Here is a 20473-nt window from a genome sequence, read left to right as displayed (position 1 = left end):
CGGGGTCCGACCCCGGTTTGCCGGGTTCACCGTAGAAGAGCAATATGATTCGCTTTATTCAAGTAAGCCTGATGCGCGGTATTAAGCCGCTGCTGGAACAGGTCGATGTCACCCTCAACCCAGGCGACAAGATCGGCCTGATCGGCGCCAACGGCGCCGGCAAATCCAGCCTGTTCGCGATGATGCGCGGCGAGCTGCACCCGGACCAGGGCGAGATCGACTTTCCGGCCAAATGGCGCGTCGCTTACGTAGCACAGGAAACCCCGCCGCTGGACCGCGCGGCGCTCGACTACGCCATCGACGGCGACGTCACCCTGCGCAAGCTGGAAGCGGAACTGGTACGACTGGAATCGGAACCCGAATCGACCGAGAACGGCATCGCCATCGGCGAAATCTACAGCGCCCTGGCCGACGCCGACGCCTACACCGTGCAGTCGCGCGGCGAGCAGCTGCTGCTCGGCCTCGGCTTCACCATCGACCAGATGCAGCAACCGGTCGCCAGCTTCTCCGGCGGCTGGCGCATGCGCCTGAACCTGGCGCAGGCGCTGATGTGCCCATCCGACCTGCTGCTGCTCGATGAACCGACCAACCACTTGGATCTGGACGCGATCATCTGGCTGGAAGATTGGCTGAAACGCTACGCCGGCACGCTGCTGATCATCTCCCACGATCGCGACTTCCTGGATGAAGTGGTGAATGTGGTGGTGCACATCGATGAACGCAAACTGAAACGCTACTCGGGCAACTACTCGTCCTTCGAACGTCAGCGCGCGGCGCAGATGATCCTGGCCGCCGGCGCGCTGGAAAAGCAGCAGCGCAAACGCGCCCACCTAGAATCCTTCGTCAACCGCTTCAAGGCGCAGGCCTCCAAGGCCCGCCAGGCACAGAGCCGCATGAAGGCGCTGGCCAAGATGGAAGAACTGGCGCCGTTGCGCGCCGCCGCCGAATTCTCGTTCGAATTCCGCGAGCCGCTGAGCGCACCGAATCCGCTGCTGGTGATGGAAGACGTCAACGCCGGCTACGCGATCGAAGACGAAGCGACCGGCGAGATCACCCACAAGACCATCGTCAACAAGATCAAGTTCTCCTTGCAGATCGGCCAGCGTATCGGCCTGCTGGGCGTGAACGGCGCCGGCAAGTCGACGCTGATCAAGACCATCGCCGGCGAACTGGCGCCGCTGACCGGCGACGCCACGCTCGGCAAGGGCCTGAACATCGGCTACTTCGCCCAGCACCAGGTGGAGATGCTGCGTCACGACGAATCGCCGCTGTGGCACCTGGCCAAGATCGCGCCGACGGTGCGCGAGCAGGAGCTGCGCAACTTCCTGGGCGGCTTCAACTTCCCGGGCACCATGGTCACCAGCTCGATCGCGCCGTTCTCCGGCGGCGAGAAGGCGCGCCTGGCGTTGGCGCTGATCGTCTGGCAGCGTCCCAACCTGCTGCTGCTCGATGAACCGACCAATCACCTGGATCTGGAAACCCGCGAGGCGCTGACCGAGGCGCTGGCGCAGTTCGAGGGCACGCTGGTGGTGGTATCCCACGATCGCCATCTGCTGCGCGCCACCACCGATGAATTCATCATCGTCGCCGACGGCAAGCTGCAGCCGTTCGACGGCGATCTGGACGACTACAAGGACTGGCTGTTCAAGACCAAGCTGGGTAAAGGCACCGACGTGCTGCCGGCCGCCGGAAAGGCCAACAAGACCGACTTCCCGGTGACCTCGCCGGTCGCGCCGCCGGTGGCTGCCGCGCCGGCCGCGGTCAGCAAGGACCAGAAGCGCCAGCAGGCGGAAGACCGCCAGCGCCTGGCCACGCTGCGCAAGCCGCTGGAACAGAAGATCAAGCGCCTGGACGATCAAATCGCCAAGCGCGCCGCGCAGAAAGCCGAAGTGGATGAGAAGCTGGGCGACTCGTCGATCTACGACGCCGCCAACAAGGCCAAGCTGAAACAGCTGCTGGCGGACCAGAGTTTCTTCACCAAGGATCTGGGTCAGCTGGAAGCGGAGTGGTTGGAATTGCAGGAACAGTTGGAAGCGCTGGCTTAAGCAGCCTGGCGGGCGCCGAACGGTATTTTTCGGATCGACATCAGCTTATCGATGTCGACCACGATCAGCCGGCGCCCGTCCACCTCCCCCAGGCCGAGCAGGTAATCCACCGCGCCGGCGCCCGCTATCGGCTGGATCTCGTCCAGCGTCAGCGACACGATATCCGTCACGCCATCCACCACCATCCCCATCACGCAGCTCGATAGCTTGAGGATGATCACGTCCGTCAGCGGATCGTGCGCCGGCGGGCGCGGGCCGAACGCGATGCGCATGTCGACGATCGGCATGATCACGCCGCGCGACACCACCACGCCGCTGACGATCTCGCCGTCCGATGTCAGCCGCTCCAGCGCCTGCAACGGCCGCAGCTCCTGCACCTTGCTGAAGTCCAGCGCGTAATCGAGTCCGCCGAGCCGGAACGCCAGATACTGGCTCGACTGGCTCGCGGCTTGGGTGATCGAAGAAGACATGATGATCCTTTCGTCCGGGACGTGCGGTGACGGGCATGTGACATCGTACCCGCGCCCTTCGCCGCCGGCGTTGATAGTTGTCAAGCAACGCCGGCACGGTGAGGCGCGTTTGCTACAATGTCCCGATGAATCCAGACTTTCCTCTCGCCGGCATCCGCGTCCTCGATCTGACACGCTTGCTGCCCGGTCCCGTCGCCACCATGCATCTGGCGGATATGGGGGCGGACGTGACCAAGATCGAAGACCCCGGCGCGGGAGACTACGCGCGGGTCATGGGGCCGGTGCGCGCCGAGGTGTCGCAGTTTTTCGTCGCAGTCAATCGCGGCAAGCGCTTGTTGCGCATGGATCTGAAGGATGCCGCGCAGCGCGAACAGTTGCTGGCGATGGTGGAAACGGCCGATGTGCTGGTCGAAAGTTTCCGGCCCGGCGTGATGGATAAACTGGGCCTGGGCTGGGACACGCTGCGCGCGCGCAATCCGAAGCTGGTGATGTGCGCGATCTCGGGCTATGGGCAGCTTGGGCCGTTTGCGCAGCGGGCCGGGCACGATATCAACTTCATCGCTTACGCCGGCATGCTTGAGCAGAACGCCGGTGCGGACGGTGCGCCGGTGCTGCCCAATCTGCAGCTGGGCGATCTGCTGGGCGGCGCGCAATCGGCGTTGCAGGGCATCCTGGCGACGCTGGTGGCGGTGAAGATGGGCGGCGCGGGCCGCTTGGTCGATGTGTCGATGGCCGATGCGGTGCTGGCGCATAATCTGATGCCGCTGGTGGCGCTCAACAACGGCGCGCCCGCCGCGCCGGGACGCGATCTGTTGACCGGCGGCGTGCCTTGCTACGGCGCGTATCGCACCGCCGATGGTCGTCACATGGCGGTCGGCGCGCTGGAGCTCAAGTTCTGGCAAGCCTGCTGCGATGTGCTCGGACGCCCCGATTTGAAGGGCCGCCATTGGCAATCCGGCCAGCAGGTCGGGGGCGAGGATGCGATGGCCGTCAGGACGGAACTGGATGCGCTCTTTGCCACGCGTACCTTGACGCAGTGGACCGAGGCGTTCGCGGACGTGGATTGCTGCGTGTCGCCGGTGCTGCGCACCGATGAGGCGCTGGCGCATCCGCTGTTCCGCGACATGGTCGCGCGCCGTTCGCATGAGACGGAAGGCGAGTATTGGGCGCTGCTGCCGGCGGTGAGGTTTTCGTCGTGATCGATATTAATGAGGTGGAGTTCAATGCCATCCGCGCGCAGGGACCGGGTGGGCAGAACGTCAACAAGGTGTCCAGCGCGGTGCACCTGCGCTTCGATATCGCCAACTCTTCGCTGCCGGAGCATATCAAGGAGCGCATGCTGGCCATGCGCGACCAGCGCATCACCAAGGATGGCGTGGTGGTGCTGAAGGCGCAGCAGTCGCGCAGTCAGGAGGCCAATAAGGAAGAGGCCTTGCGCCGTTTGCAGGAGCTGGTCGACAGCGTGAAGGTGCTGCCCGCCGTGCGTCGCGCGACCAAGCCGACGCGTAGTTCGCAGCGCAAGCGTTTGGACGGCAAGACCAAGGATGGTGAGCGCAAGCAGTTGCGGGGCAAGGTCAGCCTGTAGCGATGCGCAGCAGCTGGTGCGCGCCGAGGATCACCAGGCCGGCGAAGAAGCAGCGGCGGAACAGGGCCGGGTGCATGCGGTCGCGCAGCCATTGGCCGAGCAGCATGCCGCAGGCGGCCGGCAGCAGCGCCAGGAACGAGCCGCCGGCCGCCGATGCGTGCCACTGGCCGCGGCACGCCAGCATCACCGCCAGCGCCAGCGTGCCGACGGTGAAGGTCATGCCGAGCGCTTGCACCAGATCGTCCTTGTCGAGGTCCAGCGCTTGCAGGTAGGGCGCGACCGGCATCACGAACACGCCGGTGACGGCGGACATGGCGCCCGTCGCCGCCCCGGCCAACGGCCCCGCCCAGCGCTGATGCCGCGCCGCGACCCGCATCCGCCAGCCGGTCAGTCCCAGCAAACCGTAAGCCACCAGCGCCAGACCGAGCACAGCTCCCGCCATCCCCGCAAGCGCATCTTCCTCCGCCCCGCGCGCGCGCGCCATGCCATCCGCTGCGCCGCCCCCGACCGCGCCTGGGGTACTGGCCGGGCCGGCGGCACGCGCCGCGCTGCCCGCAATGGGCGCGCTGCCGAGTGCCGCTCCGCCCTCCCCGCCACCGGCCATCCAGGCCGCTGCGGCGCCGACGATGGCGGTGCCGACGCAGACGCCGACCAGCAGCCCCCTGAAACGCAGCCATAACGGGTAGAGCGCCGGCCCGGCCGCCAGTTGCCAGACATTCGTTACAGACGAAGGCACGATGAGCAGCGCCGCTGCCTCCAAGGGTGGCATGCGCAAGGTCAGCAGCGCCACGGCCACCGTCGGCAACCCCATCCCGGTCACGCCTTTGACCAGCCCCGCCAGCACGAAAACCAGCCCGATAAACAATATTGAAGTATCCATACCCACCATTCTGCCCGCCCGCGCCCCATCTGAAAATCTGGAATATACTGAGCCAGACTTCGCATTATCCATAGGCTGCTTCCATGCGCTTCGACCTGACCGACCTGAAACTGTTCGTCCATATCGCGGAAAGCGGCAGCATCACGGCCGGCGCGCAACTGGCGAACCTGGCGCTGCCCTCGGCCAGCGCCCGCATACGCGGCATGGAAGAAGCGCTCAAGGTGCCGCTGCTGCAACGCGGCCGGCGCGGCGCCGAGCCCACCGAAGCGGGCCGCACTCTTCTGCACCATGCCCGCGCCATCGCCCGTCAGGTGGACGACATGCGCGCCGACCTGGCGGAATTCGCCACCGGCCTCAAAGGCCAGGTGCGCCTGCTCTGCAACACCTCCGCCATGACCGAGTTCCTGCCCGACGCCCTGGCGGCCTTCCTCGCCACCCACCCGCAACTGAGCATCGACCTGGAGGAAAAGCTCAGTCGCGAGATCGTGCAAGCGGTCATCGACGGCGCCGCCGACATCGGCATCGCCACCGACGCCGTCGACAGCTCCGCCCTGCAAACCTTCCCCTTCCGCGACGACCCGCTGGTGCTGGCGATGGCGCGCGATCATCCGCTGGCACGGCAGTTGGGCAAGAAGCGCCACATCTCCTTCGCCGACGCGCTCAGCCACGACTTCATCGGCATGGCCGGCGACAGCGCGCTGCAGCGGCACGCGGCCGAACAGGCGGCCAGGCTGGGACTGCGGCTGCACTGCAAGATCAGGCTGCGCAGCTTCGAAGCGATGTGCCGCATGGCGGCCAGCGGCGCCGGACTGGCGCTGCTGCCGGAAGCGGCGGCGATCCGCCACAACGGCGACGACCGTCTGCGCATAGTGAAGTTGAATGATGCCTGGGCCGACCGCAAGCTGCTGATCTGCGTGCGCGACCACGACGCCCTGCCCGCCCACACGCGCGAGCTGATCGCCGCGCTAAGAAGAATCTAATCCGATTCGAGGTGCCAGTCGATCGGCCCGACATGGCCCGAGAACAGCTTCTCCATGCCCGGCACGGCGGTGCGCACCTTGGCCTTGACCTCCTTGGCAGGACGATCGTGCGCCGCCGGACCATCCGGCACGAAGCTCATGGTCCGCAGCAGCACATCGCCGGTCAGCAGCTGCACCGAACAGCGCGAGCCGCGCATCACCGCCGTCTTCTGCCGCTGCACCTTGGTGACCTCCTCCTCCGCCTGCTCCTGCTGCACCTGCGCCGCCTTCATCGCCAGCGAGATCTTGGCCACCGCCCGCAGCGACGGCCCGACCGCCTCCGCCATCTTATGGAACAAGGGTTCCTGCTCCGGCGTCAGCGTCACCTCGCGCTTGCGCACGCGGGTCGCCAGCGTCAGGTAATTGCGCACCTCGGTCTGGCCGGTGATCTCGTCCATCTCCTCCTTGCGCGACTTGGCCTCGCGCAGCGCCTGCGCCACTTTAGGCTGCAGCTCCGCGATCTTCTTGTCGAACTTGGACGTATCCGGCACCAGCGTGTAAAGCAGCATCTCGCTGTTCTTGCGCGGACCGGCATGCACGATCTCGATGCGGCGCGCGGCGATGGCGCAGCCTTCCGCCACCTTGATGACGACTTCCTCCGCCATGATCTCGCAGTTGCTCGCCTCGCCGATCACCACCCGCGTGCCGGAGATGATGCAGCTTTCGGCGCGCGCCAGCGCCACCTCGCCTTTCTTCGTTTGCAGCACCGCGCCGGACGCCACGCCCTGCACCCGTATGCCGCCGTCGACGTTGACGGCCGAGCCGCCCATCAGGTTGCGGCTTAAAACGATGTCGCCGCCGCGCGAGTTGATATTGCCGAACACGTTGCCGTGGATGGTGATGTTGCCACCCTCGACCGAACGCTGCTCCTGCACGTCGCCGAATTCCTCGTACTCGCCGGTCAGCTGCAGATTGCCGGTGGTGCGCGCGCTCACGCCCTCGCGGCTGATGATCTTGGGGCCGATGGAGATGCGCTTACTGCCCGGGTCCACGCTGAGGAAGCCTTCCACCGCCGACAACAGGAACTCGCCGTCGCGCAGGCTCTCGATTACCGTACCCTCGCCGGCGACGCTGGTCAACTCGATATCCTTGGGCACCGGCGGCTCCAGCACCAGGCCGGACAACTCGAAGCCGCGCACACCCGGCGCGCGCGGCACCTTGCGCAGCAGTTTGACGTGCGGCTTCACCTGCGGGAAGCGGTTCTGGAACGCCTGAAGATCGAGCCGCCCATCCGACATTTCGCGCGGCGCGTTGCTGCGGTGGATATCCTGCGACACCTCGACGATGGCGGCGTCGCGCCCCGGCATCGCGTTCAGCCGCCGCGCCACGATGATGCGCGCCAGCCGCCCGGTGGCGATCACGTCGCGCACCGCCGGCGCGTCGATGCCGAAGCGGATGCCCTTGACCCACATGTCGGAGACGAATTCGTCGAAGTTCAGGCGCGCGGGCTGCGGCGGCATGTCGGGCACCTCGAAGAACACCGGCTCGAAATAGTATTCGGCCTCGCCGTTGATCACCTTGAAGGTTTTATACAGGCCGCGGCGCGGCGCATGGAAAGGCTCGATGCTGTCGGCGAAGCGCAGCAGCGGCTTGCCGCGCAGGCTCTCCGGCAGGTCCGGGCCGCAGTTGTACAGCATCTTGGTGAAGACGGCATAATCGAGACCGGCGAAATAGGCGCTGCTGAGGAAGATCTGGCTGACCGCCGACAGGCACGACACCGCCGAGGCGTCCGCCTCGAAGTAGATGCCGTCCGCGCGCTTGACGATCGCTGCAGGCAGATCACCTTCCGCAGTTTGTTCCAGCGCCGTCGCGTCGTCTGACACAGTCTATCCCCATGAATACGTACGTCGGGGCCGAGCCCCTTCACATTTTTGATCTTAGCTCAAGATTAGCATGAACGGCGCCGCTTGCGCCATGCCTAAACCGGCGCCGGACGAAGGCGCGAATTCAAGTGCCAGTCCAGCGAACCCGCGCTCTCGGCGAACAGCAGTTCGCCGCCGCTCGGCGTGCCGCGCAGGCGCTGCTTGATATCCTTGGGCGGCAGCTGCGTCAGCGCCGTGGTGTCGGCGCCGAACAGCATGGTGCGCACCAGCGTCTCGCCGCTCACCATATGCAAGCCGCAGCGCGCGATGCCCGCCGCTTCCACCTTCTGCTCGATCACCCGCGCCAGCCGGTCCGACAACAGCTTGTGCTGCGTATGACCCGCCTGCAGCTCCAGCTTCAACTTGTTGATGGCTTGCAGATCGCTCGCCACCGCGCCGGCGATCTTGCGCAGGACCTGGCCCTGTTCCGCCGTCAGCGTCAGCTCCTGCGTGCGCAGCTTGGCCGCCAGCGCCAGATAGCGGCGCACGTCCGGCAGCGCGGCGATGCGCTCCATCTCCGCGACGCACGCCTGGTTGGACTGGTCGAAGGCGGCCAGGCGCACATCGAGGTCCGCGATCTCCTGGTCGAACTGGGCCACATCCTTGACCAGCACATAGATGATCATCTCGGTGCGGCGACGCGGACCGGCGCTTTCGATGTCCACGTTACGGCCGGCCACGGCGCAGCCCTCCGCCACCGAGATCACGATCTCGTCGGCGATGATCTCGCAATTCGACGCCTCCTCGATCTTGACGCTGCCGCCGGAAATCACGCAGTTCTCGGCGCGCGTGATGGTGATCCTGCCTTTCCCGGTATGGATCACCGAATTCGATGCCACGCCGGCGATGCTGATAGAACCGTCGGCGTTGGTGATGCTGCCGCTGACCAGGTTCCGGTCCAGCACCACTGTGCCGCCGCGTGACGTGATATTGCCGTAGACGTTGCCATGCACCGTGATGTCGCTGCCGGTGACGTCGCGCTGCTCCTGCACGTCGCCGTACTCCTCGTAGGCGCCGGCCAGTTCCAGGTTGCCGGTGGTGCGGCCGCTGACGCCTTCCGTGCTGACGATCTTGTCGGTGATGGAGATGCGGCTGGACTTGGCGTCCACGCTGAGAAAACCCTCGCGCGTGGAGACCAGATATTCGCCGTCCTCCAGCTCGCGCGCCTCGGTGCCGTCGCCGGCATAGAAACGCAGCGTCAAATCCTTGGGCGGCTGCGGCGCGGTCATGCGGCCGCTCAGGTCGAAGCCCGGCAGGCCGGGCACGGCCGGCTGCTTTTTCAGCAGCCGCATATTCTCCTTGATTTGCGGGAAGCGGTTCTCGAAGCTTTGCAGGTCGACGCGGCCGTCGGCGCGCGCCTTGGGCGCATCGCTGCGATGCAGCTCGGACGCGACTTCCACCACGGTGGCGTCCTGACCCGGCTCCGGCTCCAGGTCGGAAGCGAAGGTGATGCGATCCGGCTTGGCGGCGGCGATGGCGGTAGATACCGCCGCCACGTCGATGCCGAAGTGGATCCCCTTGTTCCACATGTCGGCGACGAATTCGTCGATGTCGAGGCGGGTCTGGCGCTCGGGAATCACGGTGCCGTCGGGCAGCGTGGTCTCCTCGATGTACAGCAGCTCGAAATAGTATTCGGCATAGCCGCTGCCCATCTTAGGATTCTTGTACAGGGCGCGGCGGGCGGCGTCGAACAGCCGCACGTCGCCGGCCAGCCGCAGCGCTTCGACCGCGCCCAGCTCCGGGCCGACGTCATACAGCGCCTTGATCAACACGGGGTAATTGAGACCGGTGAAATAATAGCCGGACTGGAAGACATGTCCGACCGCGGCGATCAACGCCGGCTTGGCCATGCCCAGATCGATATAAATACCGTCCGCGCGCTTGAGCAAGCCGATGGGTAGCTCTGCCGGTGCAACATCATCAACCACGATCTTCCTCCAAACGGCACGCTTGGGCCGAAAGGCGTTGCGTGTAATTAATTTATATTACACGCGCACTAAGGAAAAATAAGGGGATTCAATACAGAAAACCACACAACTGTGAAGATATTGATACAGATCAATAATAATTAAATAACAATCGTGTGTTTTTGATATGGATCGATCAGCGGCGCGGCGGATTCGAATAGATATCCGCGCCCACTTCGTTGATCTGGCGACGCAGGTCGCGCCGCTCGTCAGGCGTCATGCGGCCGACGCGGCGGCTCATTTCCGCGTTGCGGCTGGCCTCCTGCATGGCGCGGCGCTGTTCCTCGGCGCGCGCCTCGTAGTTGCGCTCCGGCGCCTGGCGCGATTGGTCGGACTGGCGCGCATCCTGGCGGTCGCGCGGACCGTTTTGCTGCTGGCCCTGTTGATCGCGCCGTTGCGGACCATCGCCGCCATCGGCATGCGCCATGGCTGCGCCCAACACACCGCACAGCAAAACCGAACCCATGAGGGATCGAACGCAAAAAGATGCGCTTGCTGCCGCGTGTATTTTTTTGTGGTCGATGAACATGGCGTTCCTAAAAAACTCAATCTATGCCCGCAGTGTATGATGCTTTAACTGAGGGGGTAAGGCTAATTGGGTAAAGTTTGTAACACTTTGTAATGGGTCGTCCCGGACGTTTTCGCAGGACGAATATGACGTTACCATAGCAACATGAAAATACCAAATCTGGCAGGCAAATGACTAGCACAACGACAGAATCCGGCAACACCACCGTCAACCAGCATGGCCACCAGGCCAAGATTATGGTAGTGGACGACGACGTCCGACTGCGCGATCTGCTGCGACGCTATTTAACTGAACAAGGCTTCAACGTCTTCACCGCCGAAAGCGCCACCGCCATGAACAAGCTGTGGCTGCGCGAGCGCTACGACCTGCTGGTGCTGGACCTGATGCTGCCCGGCGAAGACGGCCTGTCGATCTGCCGCCGCCTGCGCGGCGCCGGCGACCAGACCCCGATCATCATGCTGACCGCCAAAGGCGAAGACGTCGACCGCATCGTCGGCCTGGAGATGGGCGCCGACGATTACCTGCCCAAGCCGTTCAACCCGCGCGAGCTGGTGGCGCGCATCGGCGCGGTGCTGCGCAGGCGCGGTCCGGACGAGATTCCGGGCGCCCCTTCCGAGACCCCGCAATCGTTCGAGTTCGGCCAGTTCGTGCTGGACCTGGGCACCCGCACGCTGAAGAAAAATGGCGAGACGGTGCCGCTGACCACCGGCGAGTTTTCGGTACTAAAAGTATTCGCCCGCCACGCGCGCCAGCCGCTATCGCGCGAGAAGCTGATGGAGCTGGCGCGCGGCCGCGAATACGAAGTCTTCGACCGCAGCCTGGACGTGCAGATCTCGCGCCTGCGCAAGCTGATCGAGCCGGACCCGTCGAGCCCGCTGTACATCCAGACCGTCTGGGGCCTGGGCTATGTCTTCATTCCGGAGGGGCAGCCGCGCTAAGGCGCGGACGCGCGCATGAAGTTTCCGTTTCCGTTGCCGTTCTCCTTCCGTATCGCCAGCCTGAAAAGCGGCTTGTTCTGGCGCACCTTTTTCCTGCTCGGTGCCCTCACCACGACCAGCATGACCGCCTGGGTCGGCATGATCAGCGTGGTGCAGCACGAGCCGCAGGTGCAGCAGATCTCGTCGCAGGTGATCTCGGTGGTCACCATCACCCACGCCGCCCTGACCCACTCCGCGCCGGAACTGCGGCGCGAGCTGCTGCTCGACCTGGTGTCGAACGAAGGCATCCGCGTCCTGACGCTGGAGGACGACGACCTGGTCGATCCGCCGGCCGACAACGCGTTGATGCCCGACATCGAAAAGCTGGTCAAGGCCAAGCTGGGCGAGGATACCCGCTTCTCGTCCAAGGTCAACGGCGTCTCCGGCTTCTGGGTCAGCTTCAAGATCGACGACGACGACTACTGGCTGATGCTGGAGCGCGAACGCATCCGCGGCCTGACCGGGATCCAGTGGGTGGGATGGGCCAGCGTGGTGTCGGTGGTGTCGCTGCTGGGCGCGGCCTTCATCTCCAGCCTGATCAACCTGCCGCTGCGCCGCCTGACGCAGGCCACGCGCGCCTTCGCGCAGGGCAAGCGCCCGGACCCGTTGCCGGAAAAGGGCCCGATCGAAATCATGGAGGCCAACCGCAGCTTCAACCAGATGGTCGATGATCTGCAACAGGTCGAATCCGACCGCGCCGTGATCCTGGCCGGCATCTCGCACGACCTGCGCACGCCGCTGGCGCGCATGCAGCTGGAAGTGGAGATGGCCAACCTGTCCAACGACGCGCGCGAAGGCATCCAGTCCGACATCGGCCAGATGGACGCCATCATCGGCCAGTTCCTCGACTACGCGCGGCCGACCGAGGCCTCCAGCTTCGTCAACGTCGACGTCAGCGAACTGCTGCGCGACACGGCGCACGAGGCGGGCCGGATACCGGAATTGCGCGTCAGCACCGACATCGCCGACGACGCCCACGTCATGGGCAACGCCACCGATCTGAAGCGGGTGATCAACAACCTGATCGAGAACGCGCGCCGCTACGGCCGCACGCCGGGCGGCGACGCCACCGAGATCGACATCAAGTGCGCCGTCAAGGGCACGCACGCCAACAAGCGGGTGGTGATCGAAGTGCAGGACCACGGCAGCGGCGTGCCGGACGACCAGATCGACCAGCTGCTCAAGCCGTTCACGCGGCTGGACACGGCGCGCGGCCAGGCCAACGGCGCCGGGCTGGGACTGGCGATCGTCGAGCGCGTGCTGCAACGCCACGGCGCCGAATTGAATGTCAGCAATCGCGACGGCGGCGGGCTGCTGATCCAGATCGCGATGAAGGGACTGTGATGGCCGGCAGAACATTACGCCGCCTGCTGCTCGGCGCCGCCGTACTGGCCGCTGGCCATGCGGCGGCCGTCGGCCAGGGCGCGCCCGCCGGGAAGGCGGCGGCCGGAGGAACGACGGCAGGAAAAGCGCCCGCGCCGGCGCCGGTCCAGCAGCGCGACGCCACGCCGGAAGAACGCGACTCCTTCGACAGCTTTTACCGCGAGCGCCTGCCCGCCGGATTGAACGGCGCCGCATCCTTGTTCGCGCCGACGTTCGACATCTCGCGCCGGCGCGGCGAGCCGTGGCAGGTGATCGCCCGCGTCGATTCGGCGCCGCGCCACTTCGCGTCGGATCTATGCCGGCAAGTGCGCTCCAGTTTCATCTACGATGGCAAGGCGAAAAGTTGGGGGCCGTCGGCGGCCGAGCCGGAATGGCATGTGTGGCTGACGCGGCCCGACGTCGTCTGCACCGCCACGCGCTACCCGGTGCTGATGCACCCGGCCGTGCCGAAGCCCGACGTCGCCGCGCTGCTGCGCCAGCACCGCGACCTGCTGCTGCGCGCGCGCCTGTTGTTCGCCGGCAGTTCCGACTGCGCGCGCCAGCGCGCGCTGACCTTCCGCCTGGTCGCGATCGAACCATCGGCGCCGAGAGATGGCGCGCCGGTGATGTTCGGCCTGGTGTTCGAAAGCGACCGCGATACCGTGGCCAAGGTGGCCGTGCGCAGGGATCGCGGCGAGTACACGGCGTGGAACGTCAGCTGTAACGCCGGATAGGCGCCGTTCAGGCCTTGCGATTGATAGGGTGGTCGGTAGGCTCCAGCAGCTTGGTCAGCAGCAATTCCACCGAACCGTAGCCGTACAGCGAATCCGCGTCCAGCCCCTGCGTATCGTAGGGCACGGACTCCTCGCGCTCCGAGCGGCCCGGATCGGCATCGGAATACGTCACGCGCCAGGCGCGCTGCAAGGCGTCGGCGCGGCGCAGGAACTGCGGCACCGGCCAATGCGCCGGGTTCCATTCGACAACTTCACCCAGCACGCGCCAGTGGCCGCTGGCCAAGGCCATGTCGCCGCAGCGCAAGATCTTGACCGCGTCCTGCGGCTGCAAGGTGTTCAACTCTTCCACCGACGGCAGGCGCGCCAGCTTGGGACCGAACAGGTACGCGAGCATGATCTTGCTGCCCGGCGTCATCCGCGCCACCAAACCCCAGCCATAGCCGCCGTCCAGCAACGGCACGGCAAACCAGCTTCCCTCTTGATACGACTGCCTCATTCCTATCCTTTCACTACCACGAAGCAGCAGTGTAGCGGCGCGGCGCGGATCGCGGCGCACGCCTTCGCAAGCGGCGGCGGGCCGTGGCGGCGCGCGCGATGTGTGCTACACTGCGGCTTCGCTAGGGGTCCTGGAACGTAGTTCCGGGTGAGAGATACCCTTCGTACCTGATCTGGATAATGCCAGCGAAGGAAAGCGCAAATGTGGTTCTCCCCTCCTTTGATGGCTCTCTTTCGCGGCGCACAACCGTATAAGTAGAGAGCAGATATGCCCACACCAAACTTCGCAGTAACCGTCATCGCGCTGGCGATGCTCCAGGCGTTCCCGCACGCCCAAGCCGCCGACGAGACTGGCGCCGACCAACCGATGCCGGAAGTCGTCGTCACCGCCGCCAAGACCCGCGCCGCCAACGCTTCGGTGGCCGGTTTCTCCAACGCACCGCTGCTGGAAACGCCGGCCTCGGTCAGCGTGCTGACGGCGCAGCAGATGCTGGACCTGCAAATCCGCTCCACCACCGACGCCGCCAAGTTCGACGCCAGCCTCAGCGATTCGTACAACGCGGTCGGCTACGCCGAGCAGTTCTCCATCCGCGGCTTCAAGCTGGACAACGCCTCCAGCTACCGCAAGGACGGCATGGCCATTCCCGGCGACACGCAGATTCCGCTGGAAAACAAAGAGCGTCTGGAAGTCCTGAAAGGCCTGTCCGGCCTGCAAGCCGGCGTCTCGGCACCGGGCGGCATCGTCAACTACGTCACCAAGCGCCCTACCGACACGCCGCTGCGTTCGGTGGTGCTGGAGGAACGCGAACGCGGCACGCTGTACGGCGCCGTCGACCTCGGCGGCCGGTTCGAGGACACGCGCTTCGGCTACCGCGTCAACGTCGCCGCCGAACGGCTGCGTTCCTACATCAAGGGCGCGGACGGCAACCGAAAATTCGTCTCGGCCGCCTTCGACTGGCGCATCTCGCCGCAGGCGCTGTTGCAGGTCGACGCCGACTACCAGCGCAAGTCGCAAGCCACCGCGCCCGGCTACCAGCTGCTGAACAATCTGACGCTGCCCAACGTCGACGCCGATGTGATGCTCAACGACCAGCCGTGGAGCCGTCCGGTGGAAACCACCAGCAGCAACCTGGGCGCGCGCTTCGAATACAAGTTCTCGTCCGACTGGAGCACCACCGTCAGCGCCAACCAGCACCGCTTCAAGCGCGACGACTACACCGCCTTCCCTTACGGTTGCAGCGCGCAAGAGCTGTTCCCCGGCTACTGCGGCAACGGCGACTACGATGTCTACAACTACATCAGCCTGGGCGAGAAGAAATCGCCGCTGACGGTGCAGGCGCTGGTGCAAGGCCGCTTCACCACCGGCTCGCTCAAGCATGAGTTCACCGGCGGCGCGTCGCTGTTCAAGAACAGCGAGAAATGGGGCGACTACCTGTACGACTATTCGGGCGTCAGCAACATCTATCATCCGGTGGCCGTCGCGCCCGCGCCCGGCACCAGCGGTCCGACTTCGGAACGCCGCCGCGACAACGAACGCGCGCTGTTCGCGCAGGACATCCTGAACCTGAACGATCAACTCAAGCTGCACGCCGGCGCGCGCTACGTGCAGGTCCGGCGCGACGAATACGTCGGCGCCGACGACGACGGCGTGGTGCTGCCATACGCGCACACCGACGTCGGCTTCTGGCTGCCGAACGTGGCGCTGGTCTACAGCGTGCGTCCAAATGTTTCGATGTACGCGTCGTACGCGCAAGGCCTGGAGCATGGCGGCGTGGCGCCGATGGGCACCGGGAACCAGCACCGCGCGCTGGAGCCGGGCAAGTCGAAACAGGTGGAGCTGGGCATCAAGGCCGACATCCGCCAGGACCTGAGCGCCACCGTGGCGCTGTTCCAGATCCGTAAAGGGCTGGAATACACCGACGCGCAGAACGTCTACGTGCGTAACGGCGAAGCGCAGAATCGCGGCCTGGAACTGGCCTTGAACGGCCGCGCCACACGCGACCTGACGGTGGGCGTCTCGGCCACCGCGCTCAATACGCAGCAAAGCGACACCGGCAGCGCGGAGCTGGATGGCAAGCGGGTCACCGACGTCGCCGCGTTCAAGTCGTCGGTGTATGCGGACTACGCGCTGCCGCAGGTGCAGGGCCTGAAGGTCGGCGCCAACTGGCAGTACTCGGGCAAGAAAGCCTTCGACGCGGCCAACACCGTGTTCGTGCCGAGCTACCATGTGCTGAACCTGAGCGCCTCCTACGCCACCCGCGTCGGCGGCATGGGCGCCACCTTCCGCGCGGGCCTGGACAACGCGCTGGACAAGTTCTACTGGCGCGATGTCACGCCGGACCTGGGCGGCTACCTGATGCCGGGTGCTTCACGCACCTTCCGTATCTCGGCGCAGCTGGACTTCTAAAAGATGTATTGCACGCGCATCGAGAAGCTCTTCGCTGCGCGTGCCGAATTCCTGCCGATCAGATAGGCGAATTCGTACTTCACTTCCTGCCTGCCGATGTCGCGGTGGCCGTAGATCATCGGACCGGCGCGATGCGACTGCTGCTTGTACGGCAGCCAGTCGTTCCACGTCCCCACCTCGCCGAAGGCCTGCAAGCCGGGCTGCAACCACGGCTTCCAGTTATGCTTGACCTGCAGCTGATAGGTCAGCTCCATCGGATGCTCGCCGTTGCCCGGCGCCACACGGTAGTCGCGCTGAAAGAACAGGTTGGCGTTGAACTGCGTGCGGCCGATTTCGGTTTGCAGCACCGGCCCCCATTCCAGCATATAGCCGTCCTCGTGGTCGTGCGACCGTTCCAGCTTGGTGTGCAGCGCCAGGTCGAAGGCGTACTGCCCCTGCGTCAGCATGTAGTCGTTCTGCCAAGCCGTCGACACCCGGCGCGTGCCGCCGCCGTTTCGTGTGAACCACTGCTCATAGACCTCGGTGTACCAGCGCGAGGTCACGCCATAGCCGACGCCGATCTCGGGCGAGGCGGTGGTGCGGTCCTTGTATTGCGCGTGCCAGTATTTGTAATCGATGGATGCCTGGCCCTCCACATCGTAGGTGGTGACCAGGTAGTAGCCGGTATCGGCCAGGGCCGGGGAAGAAAGAATCAGTGCAAGGATCGTACAGGCCAAGCGCTTTGTCATAACTGCCCTTTTAACGAGATAAATGGTGCTCCACTAGTGCCAGGCGCTGCCCGGGATCGCCCGACACCAACAGATAGGGTATCCCACGCACGGCCAGTTCGTCCAGCAGCATGCGGTGGACGATGGCGCAGACTTCGGCGCTTTCGCGCTGCGCGTCCGCCACCCAGGGGATATCCGGCGCGGTCACCAGCGTATGGGCGTAGTCGCGCGCATGGGCGTCGGCCAGCGGCGCCAGTTGCGTGTCGATGCCGCCGAAGTACAGCCGGCTGTAGATCGCCGTCATCAACGGCGTGGTGTCGCAGAAAAGATACTGTTCGGCGTTCGGCGCGGCCGCGTCTTCGCGTGCGCGCTGTGTCGAGGCGATATGGAACTGGTCGCCGGCCACCGGCACCCGGCCTTCGACGTCGACGAACTCGCGCAGGTATTCCGGCACCCACAGCGTGTGGTGGCGCCGCGCCAGCCCTTCGGCCAGCGTCGACTTGCCGGACGATGCGGCGCCGACGATGGCGATTCGCAGCGGCGCCGCGTTCATTCCAGCGCCAGGCGGCCGCCGGTGCCGCCCGAATCGCCGGATTCGCCGCCGGCGGTGCCCGCGGACTGCTGCCAGGCGCGCAACCCGATCACCGCCATGCCGACGAACACCGCGTACAGGATCGCCGTCAGCATCAGATGCTTGTGCAGGTACAGCGCCACGTACAGCACATCGACGATGATCCATACATGCCAGTTCTCGACCTTCTTACGCGACAACAGCAGCTGGCCCACCAGGCTGCCGGCGGTCAGGAAGCCGTCCGACAGCGGAACGTCGGTGTCGGTCCAGTTCTTGAGGAACCAGGCCAGCAGCACGAAACCGACCGCCCAGCCGGCGACGGCGATCCAGCGCCGGCGCGCGTCCAGCGCGGTGACCGGCAGCCGGTCGTGGGTGGCGTCGCCATGCAGCCACTGGTACCAGCCCCAGAACGAGACGGTGATGAACACCAGCTGCAGACCCATGTCGCCGTACAGGCGCGAGCCGTAGAACACCAGCCCGTACATGGCCGACGAGATGATGGCGAACAGCCAGGCCCAGTGGCTCTGGCGGATGTTCAGCCACACCGTGGCCACCGACAGCAGGAAGGACATCAGCTCCAACGGGGTCGTGACGAAGCCCGCCAGGTGCAATGGCAGGTTCAGGTAGCCCATCAGAACCGACAGGCCGTCCATTATTTCTTCGCCGCTGGATACTTGATGGTCATTTCTTTGAGCAGGTTATCGGCGTGGTCGACTTCCGCCATGACCCACAGCATATAACGGATATCCAGATGGATGGCGCGGGTGATGTCGGTGTCGAAGTACCAGTCCTTGGTGATCGACTCGTAGGTCGAATCGAAATTCAGGCCGATCAACTCGCCCTTGCCGTTCATCACGGCGGAACCGGAATTGCCGCCGGTGGTGTCGGCGCTGGTCAGGAAGTCGACCGGCACCGTGCCCAGCACCGGATCCTTGAACTGGCCGTAGCGCTTGGCCTTGATCGCCGACAGCAGCTTGTCCGGCGCGTTGAACGGCTCCTTGCCGGTGTTCTTCTCGACGATGCCTTCGATGGTGGTGAACGGCCCCTTGACGATGCCGTCCTTCGGCGAGTACGGCGACACCGTGCCGTAGGTGACGCGCAGCGTCGAATTCGCGTCCGGGTAGACCGGCTTGCCCTGCGATTTCTTCCACGCGATCACGGCGGCCATGTATTGCGGGATCACCCGTTCCAGGTTGCCGTCCAGTTCCTTGCGGCGTTCCTTCAGCGCCTGCGTCACGCCATCCAGCTTGACCGCCAGCTTGAGGAAGGCGTCGTCCGAGGCGCCGATGGCGGCGGCGTCCTTGCCCACCCAGGCGATGCGCTTGGCGGTGTCGCCCAACTGCGACTGGGCGTACAGCGCCGGCACGGCGTCGACCGCCGGCAGCAGCGCGTCCAGGCCGGTCACGTGCATCGATTTCGGCAGCCTGGCGTAGCGTTGCAGCGCGGCGGTGAAGCGCGCCTGGTCGACCGCGCCCACATACGACTGCTCCAGCCGGTTCAGGCGCGCCTTGATGAAGGCCAGGTCGCGCTGCTGGTAGCCGGTTTCACGTTCGGCGTCCGGCTTGGCGCCTTCCTGCGCCAGACGGTACAGGGTGGCGCCGCTTTTCAGCAGGTCGCCGGTGCCGGCCACGCTCAGGCCGAATTCCTCGTCGCTCAGCGCGATGTCGGCGGCGATCACCGCATCCAGTTCCGCCAGCATGGTCGGCGAGACGCCGGACTGCTTGCCGTACCAGGCGCGGAATTCGGCGTCCTGCACGTCCTTGATGGCGGCGACGTCCTTGCGCGCGAAGCCGTCCATCAGGCCGCGCGTCTTCTTCATCACGTTGTTGAGGCTCTTGACCACGCTGGCGTAGCGCACCGCCGAGGCGGCGCTGTCCTTGGTCGACGCGGCGATCACGTCCAGGTCGGACTGGATCTCGCTCGCCTTGGCCGGGTAGGCGGCGTCGCGCGCATAGCGGATCTCCGATGGCAGCTTGTAGCGGCTGGTGCGGCCAGGGTAGCCGGCCAGCAGCACCGGATCGCCGTTCTTCAGGCCCGTCGCCGACACCACCAGGAAGTCCTTCGAATGGTAAGGCACGTTGTCCGGCGACGGATCGGCCGGACGGCCGTCCTTGCCGACATAGGCCCGCAGGAAGGAATAGTCGCCGACGTGGCGCGGCCATTCGTAGTTGTCGATGTCGCCGCCGAAGTCGCCGATCGCGTTGGCCGGCGCGTACACCAGGCGCACGTCGCGGATCATCATCTGGCGGATGCGGTAGTACTCAAGGCCGCGATGGAACGCCGGCACCGAGCAGCGGTAGATCTTGTCGCTCTCGCATTCGGCGATCAGCGCCTTGACGGCCTTCTCCACCGCTTCGTTGCGCTGCTTGCCGCTCATCGCCGGCGTGGTCTGCTTCAGCACCCGGCTGGTGACGTTTTCCACCTTGTCGGTGACGTAGACCAGCGTGTTCGGGCCGCCGGCCAGTTCCTCGGCGCGGGTCTTGGCCAGGAAGCCGTTGGCGATGTAGTTGTGTTCAGGGGTCGAGTTGCGCTGGATCGCGCCGTAGGCGCAGTGGTGGTTGGTGACCACCAGGCCGGCGTCCGAGACGAAGGACGCCGAGCAGCCGCCCAGCGAGACGATGGCGCTCATCGGATGCCTCGACAGATCCGCCAGCTTTTCGGCCGGGATGGTGATGCCGATGCGTTTCAGTTCGGATTTCAGCTGCGGCAGCTGGTACGGTTGCCATTGGCCTTCGTCGGCCTGCGCGGTCGCGGCGGCGAGCAGCAGCGCCGGAATTGCTAGTCTTTTTAACACGTTGAATGCCCCTGAATAAGTTCCAGCGGCAGTATATTCCTTATGTGCGGGGCTGAAAATGATTTTTGG

At 65.4% G+C, this 20473-nt stretch carries 18 protein-coding genes and 1 riboswitch; of the genes, 8 read left to right on the top strand and 10 right to left on the bottom strand.

Annotation, left to right across the window (positions count from 1 at the left end; all coding sequences use genetic code 11):
* Positions 1–71: 71 nt before the first annotated feature.
* On the top strand, positions 72–2045 hold the full coding sequence (locus GW587_RS15245; protein ID WP_229259464.1) for an ATP-binding cassette domain-containing protein: 1974 nt from the start codon (positions 72–74) through the stop codon (positions 2043–2045).
* Here GW587_RS15245 and GW587_RS15240 read toward each other — a convergent pair.
* Positions 2042–2515 carry a chemotaxis protein CheW gene (locus GW587_RS15240; protein ID WP_166104518.1) on the bottom strand — a complete coding sequence of 158 codons (474 nt, stop codon included), beginning with the start codon at positions 2513–2515 and terminating at the stop codon, positions 2042–2044. The genes GW587_RS15245 and GW587_RS15240 overlap by 4 nt on opposite strands.
* 125 nt (positions 2516–2640) lie before the next feature.
* Here GW587_RS15240 and GW587_RS15235 point away from each other — a divergent pair, with 125 nt between their 5' ends.
* Entirely contained in the window at positions 2641–3714 is a 1074-nt protein-coding gene (locus GW587_RS15235) for a CaiB/BaiF CoA transferase family protein (RefSeq protein WP_166104515.1), read from the top strand.
* Positions 3711–4100 (top strand): alternative ribosome rescue aminoacyl-tRNA hydrolase ArfB, encoded by a 390-nt coding sequence (arfB, locus tag GW587_RS15230; protein ID WP_166104512.1) that lies wholly within the window; start codon positions 3711–3713, stop codon positions 4098–4100. The genes GW587_RS15235 and arfB overlap by 4 nt, the downstream gene beginning before the upstream one ends.
* On the opposite strand, the gene GW587_RS15225 is transcribed toward arfB, so the two are convergent.
* Entirely contained in the window at positions 4090–4704 is a 615-nt protein-coding gene (locus tag GW587_RS15225; protein ID WP_229259480.1) for a sulfite exporter TauE/SafE family protein, read from the bottom strand. The genes arfB and GW587_RS15225 overlap by 11 nt on opposite strands.
* A 359-nt stretch (positions 4705–5063) precedes the next feature.
* Between GW587_RS15225 and GW587_RS15220 the strand changes: the two genes are divergently transcribed.
* Positions 5064–5960 (top strand): LysR family transcriptional regulator, encoded by an 897-nt coding sequence (locus tag GW587_RS15220; protein WP_166104506.1) that lies wholly within the window; start codon positions 5064–5066, stop codon positions 5958–5960.
* Here the strand turns inward: GW587_RS15220 and GW587_RS15215 are convergent.
* The 3 genes from GW587_RS15215 to GW587_RS15205 form a co-directional block, all read right to left on the bottom strand.
* Entirely contained in the window at positions 5957–7822 is a 1866-nt protein-coding gene (locus GW587_RS15215) for a flagellar assembly protein A (protein ID WP_371875597.1), read from the bottom strand. The two genes, GW587_RS15220 and GW587_RS15215, sit on opposite strands and share 4 nt — an antisense overlap.
* 95 nt (positions 7823–7917) lie before the next feature.
* Positions 7918–9789 (bottom strand): flagellar assembly protein A, encoded by a 1872-nt coding sequence (locus tag GW587_RS15210; RefSeq protein WP_371875596.1) that lies wholly within the window; start codon positions 9787–9789, stop codon positions 7918–7920.
* 175 nt (positions 9790–9964) lie between these two features.
* Positions 9965–10255 (bottom strand): hypothetical protein, encoded by a 291-nt coding sequence (locus GW587_RS15205; protein WP_229259463.1) that lies wholly within the window; start codon positions 10253–10255, stop codon positions 9965–9967.
* Positions 10256–10527: 272 nt separating this feature from the next.
* Between GW587_RS15205 and ompR the strand changes: the two genes are divergently transcribed.
* From ompR to GW587_RS15190, 3 genes are read left to right on the top strand one after another with little or no spacing between them, the layout of a single operon-like run.
* Positions 10528–11295 (top strand): osmolarity response regulator transcription factor OmpR, encoded by a 768-nt coding sequence (gene ompR / locus GW587_RS15200; protein ID WP_166104501.1) that lies wholly within the window; start codon positions 10528–10530, stop codon positions 11293–11295.
* Between the two features lie 15 nt (positions 11296–11310).
* Positions 11311–12678, top strand: a complete 1368-nt coding sequence (locus GW587_RS15195; RefSeq protein ID WP_166104497.1) for a sensor histidine kinase family protein — start codon at positions 11311–11313, stop codon at positions 12676–12678.
* Positions 12678–13430, top strand: coding sequence for a hypothetical protein (locus GW587_RS15190; RefSeq protein WP_166104495.1), 753 nt, complete (start codon positions 12678–12680; stop codon positions 13428–13430). Before GW587_RS15195 ends, GW587_RS15190 begins: the two co-directional genes overlap by 1 nt.
* A 7-nt stretch (positions 13431–13437) precedes the next feature.
* On the opposite strand, the gene GW587_RS15185 is transcribed toward GW587_RS15190, so the two are convergent.
* A complete protein-coding gene (locus GW587_RS15185; RefSeq protein WP_166104493.1) occupies positions 13438–13926 on the bottom strand; it encodes an Imm26 family immunity protein in 489 nt (162 codons plus the stop codon).
* A 113-nt stretch (positions 13927–14039) separates the two neighbouring features.
* A riboswitch (TPP riboswitch) is annotated at positions 14040–14137 on the top strand.
* A gap of 56 nt (positions 14138–14193) precedes the next feature.
* Here GW587_RS15185 and GW587_RS15180 point away from each other — a divergent pair.
* On the top strand, positions 14194–16332 hold the full coding sequence (locus tag GW587_RS15180) for a TonB-dependent siderophore receptor (RefSeq protein ID WP_166104491.1): 2139 nt from the start codon (positions 14194–14196) through the stop codon (positions 16330–16332).
* On the opposite strand, the gene GW587_RS15175 is transcribed toward GW587_RS15180, so the two are convergent.
* The 4 genes from GW587_RS15175 to GW587_RS15160 are packed head-to-tail and all read right to left on the bottom strand — an operon-like array spanning position 16329 to position 20404.
* A complete protein-coding gene (locus tag GW587_RS15175; protein ID WP_166104489.1) occupies positions 16329–17060 on the bottom strand; it encodes a hypothetical protein in 732 nt (243 codons plus the stop codon). The two genes, GW587_RS15180 and GW587_RS15175, sit on opposite strands and share 4 nt — an antisense overlap.
* A gap of 10 nt (positions 17061–17070) precedes the next feature.
* Positions 17071–17592: an AAA family ATPase gene (locus GW587_RS15170; RefSeq protein WP_166104486.1), complete on the bottom strand. Its 522-nt coding sequence runs from the start codon at positions 17590–17592 to the stop codon at positions 17071–17073.
* A complete protein-coding gene (pnuC, locus tag GW587_RS15165; protein ID WP_229259462.1) occupies positions 17589–18263 on the bottom strand; it encodes a nicotinamide riboside transporter PnuC in 675 nt (224 codons plus the stop codon). The genes GW587_RS15170 and pnuC overlap by 4 nt, the downstream gene beginning before the upstream one ends.
* On the bottom strand, positions 18263–20404 hold the full coding sequence (locus GW587_RS15160; protein ID WP_166104485.1) for a S46 family peptidase: 2142 nt from the start codon (positions 20402–20404) through the stop codon (positions 18263–18265). The genes pnuC and GW587_RS15160 overlap by 1 nt, the downstream gene beginning before the upstream one ends.
* Positions 20405–20473 lie beyond the last annotated feature (69 nt).

Source organism: Duganella aceris, from assembly GCF_011090165.1.
In the GTDB taxonomy this organism is placed as follows: domain Bacteria; phylum Pseudomonadota; class Gammaproteobacteria; order Burkholderiales; family Burkholderiaceae_D; genus Rugamonas; species Rugamonas aceris.
Note: the sequence above shows the minus strand (reverse complement) of the source record. Positions and strands in the feature narration are given on the sequence as shown.

Coding starts and splice junctions, on each gene's coding strand:
- GW587_RS15245 (WP_229259464.1), top strand. CDS start 72: ATGCGCGGTATTAAGCCGCTGCTGGAACAGGTCGATGTCACCCTCAAC.
- GW587_RS15240 (WP_166104518.1), bottom strand. CDS start 2,515: ATGTCTTCTTCGATCACCCAAGCCGCGAGCCAGTCGAGCCAGTATCTG.
- GW587_RS15235 (WP_166104515.1), top strand. CDS start 2,641: ATGAATCCAGACTTTCCTCTCGCCGGCATCCGCGTCCTCGATCTGACA.
- GW587_RS15225 (WP_229259480.1), bottom strand. CDS start 4,704: ATGGCCGGTGGCGGGGAGGGCGGAGCGGCACTCGGCAGCGCGCCCATT.
- GW587_RS15220 (WP_166104506.1), top strand. CDS start 5,064: ATGCGCTTCGACCTGACCGACCTGAAACTGTTCGTCCATATCGCGGAA.
- GW587_RS15205 (WP_229259463.1), bottom strand. CDS start 10,255: ATGGCGCATGCCGATGGCGGCGATGGTCCGCAACGGCGCGATCAACAG.
- ompR (WP_166104501.1), top strand. CDS start 10,528: ATGACTAGCACAACGACAGAATCCGGCAACACCACCGTCAACCAGCAT.
- GW587_RS15195 (WP_166104497.1), top strand. CDS start 11,311: ATGAAGTTTCCGTTTCCGTTGCCGTTCTCCTTCCGTATCGCCAGCCTG.
- GW587_RS15190 (WP_166104495.1), top strand. CDS start 12,678: ATGGCCGGCAGAACATTACGCCGCCTGCTGCTCGGCGCCGCCGTACTG.
- GW587_RS15185 (WP_166104493.1), bottom strand. CDS start 13,926: ATGAGGCAGTCGTATCAAGAGGGAAGCTGGTTTGCCGTGCCGTTGCTG.
- GW587_RS15180 (WP_166104491.1), top strand. CDS start 14,194: ATGCCCACACCAAACTTCGCAGTAACCGTCATCGCGCTGGCGATGCTC.
- GW587_RS15175 (WP_166104489.1), bottom strand. CDS start 17,060: ATGACAAAGCGCTTGGCCTGTACGATCCTTGCACTGATTCTTTCTTCC.
- GW587_RS15170 (WP_166104486.1), bottom strand. CDS start 17,592: ATGAACGCGGCGCCGCTGCGAATCGCCATCGTCGGCGCCGCATCGTCC.
- pnuC (WP_229259462.1), bottom strand. CDS start 18,263: ATGGACGGCCTGTCGGTTCTGATGGGCTACCTGAACCTGCCATTGCAC.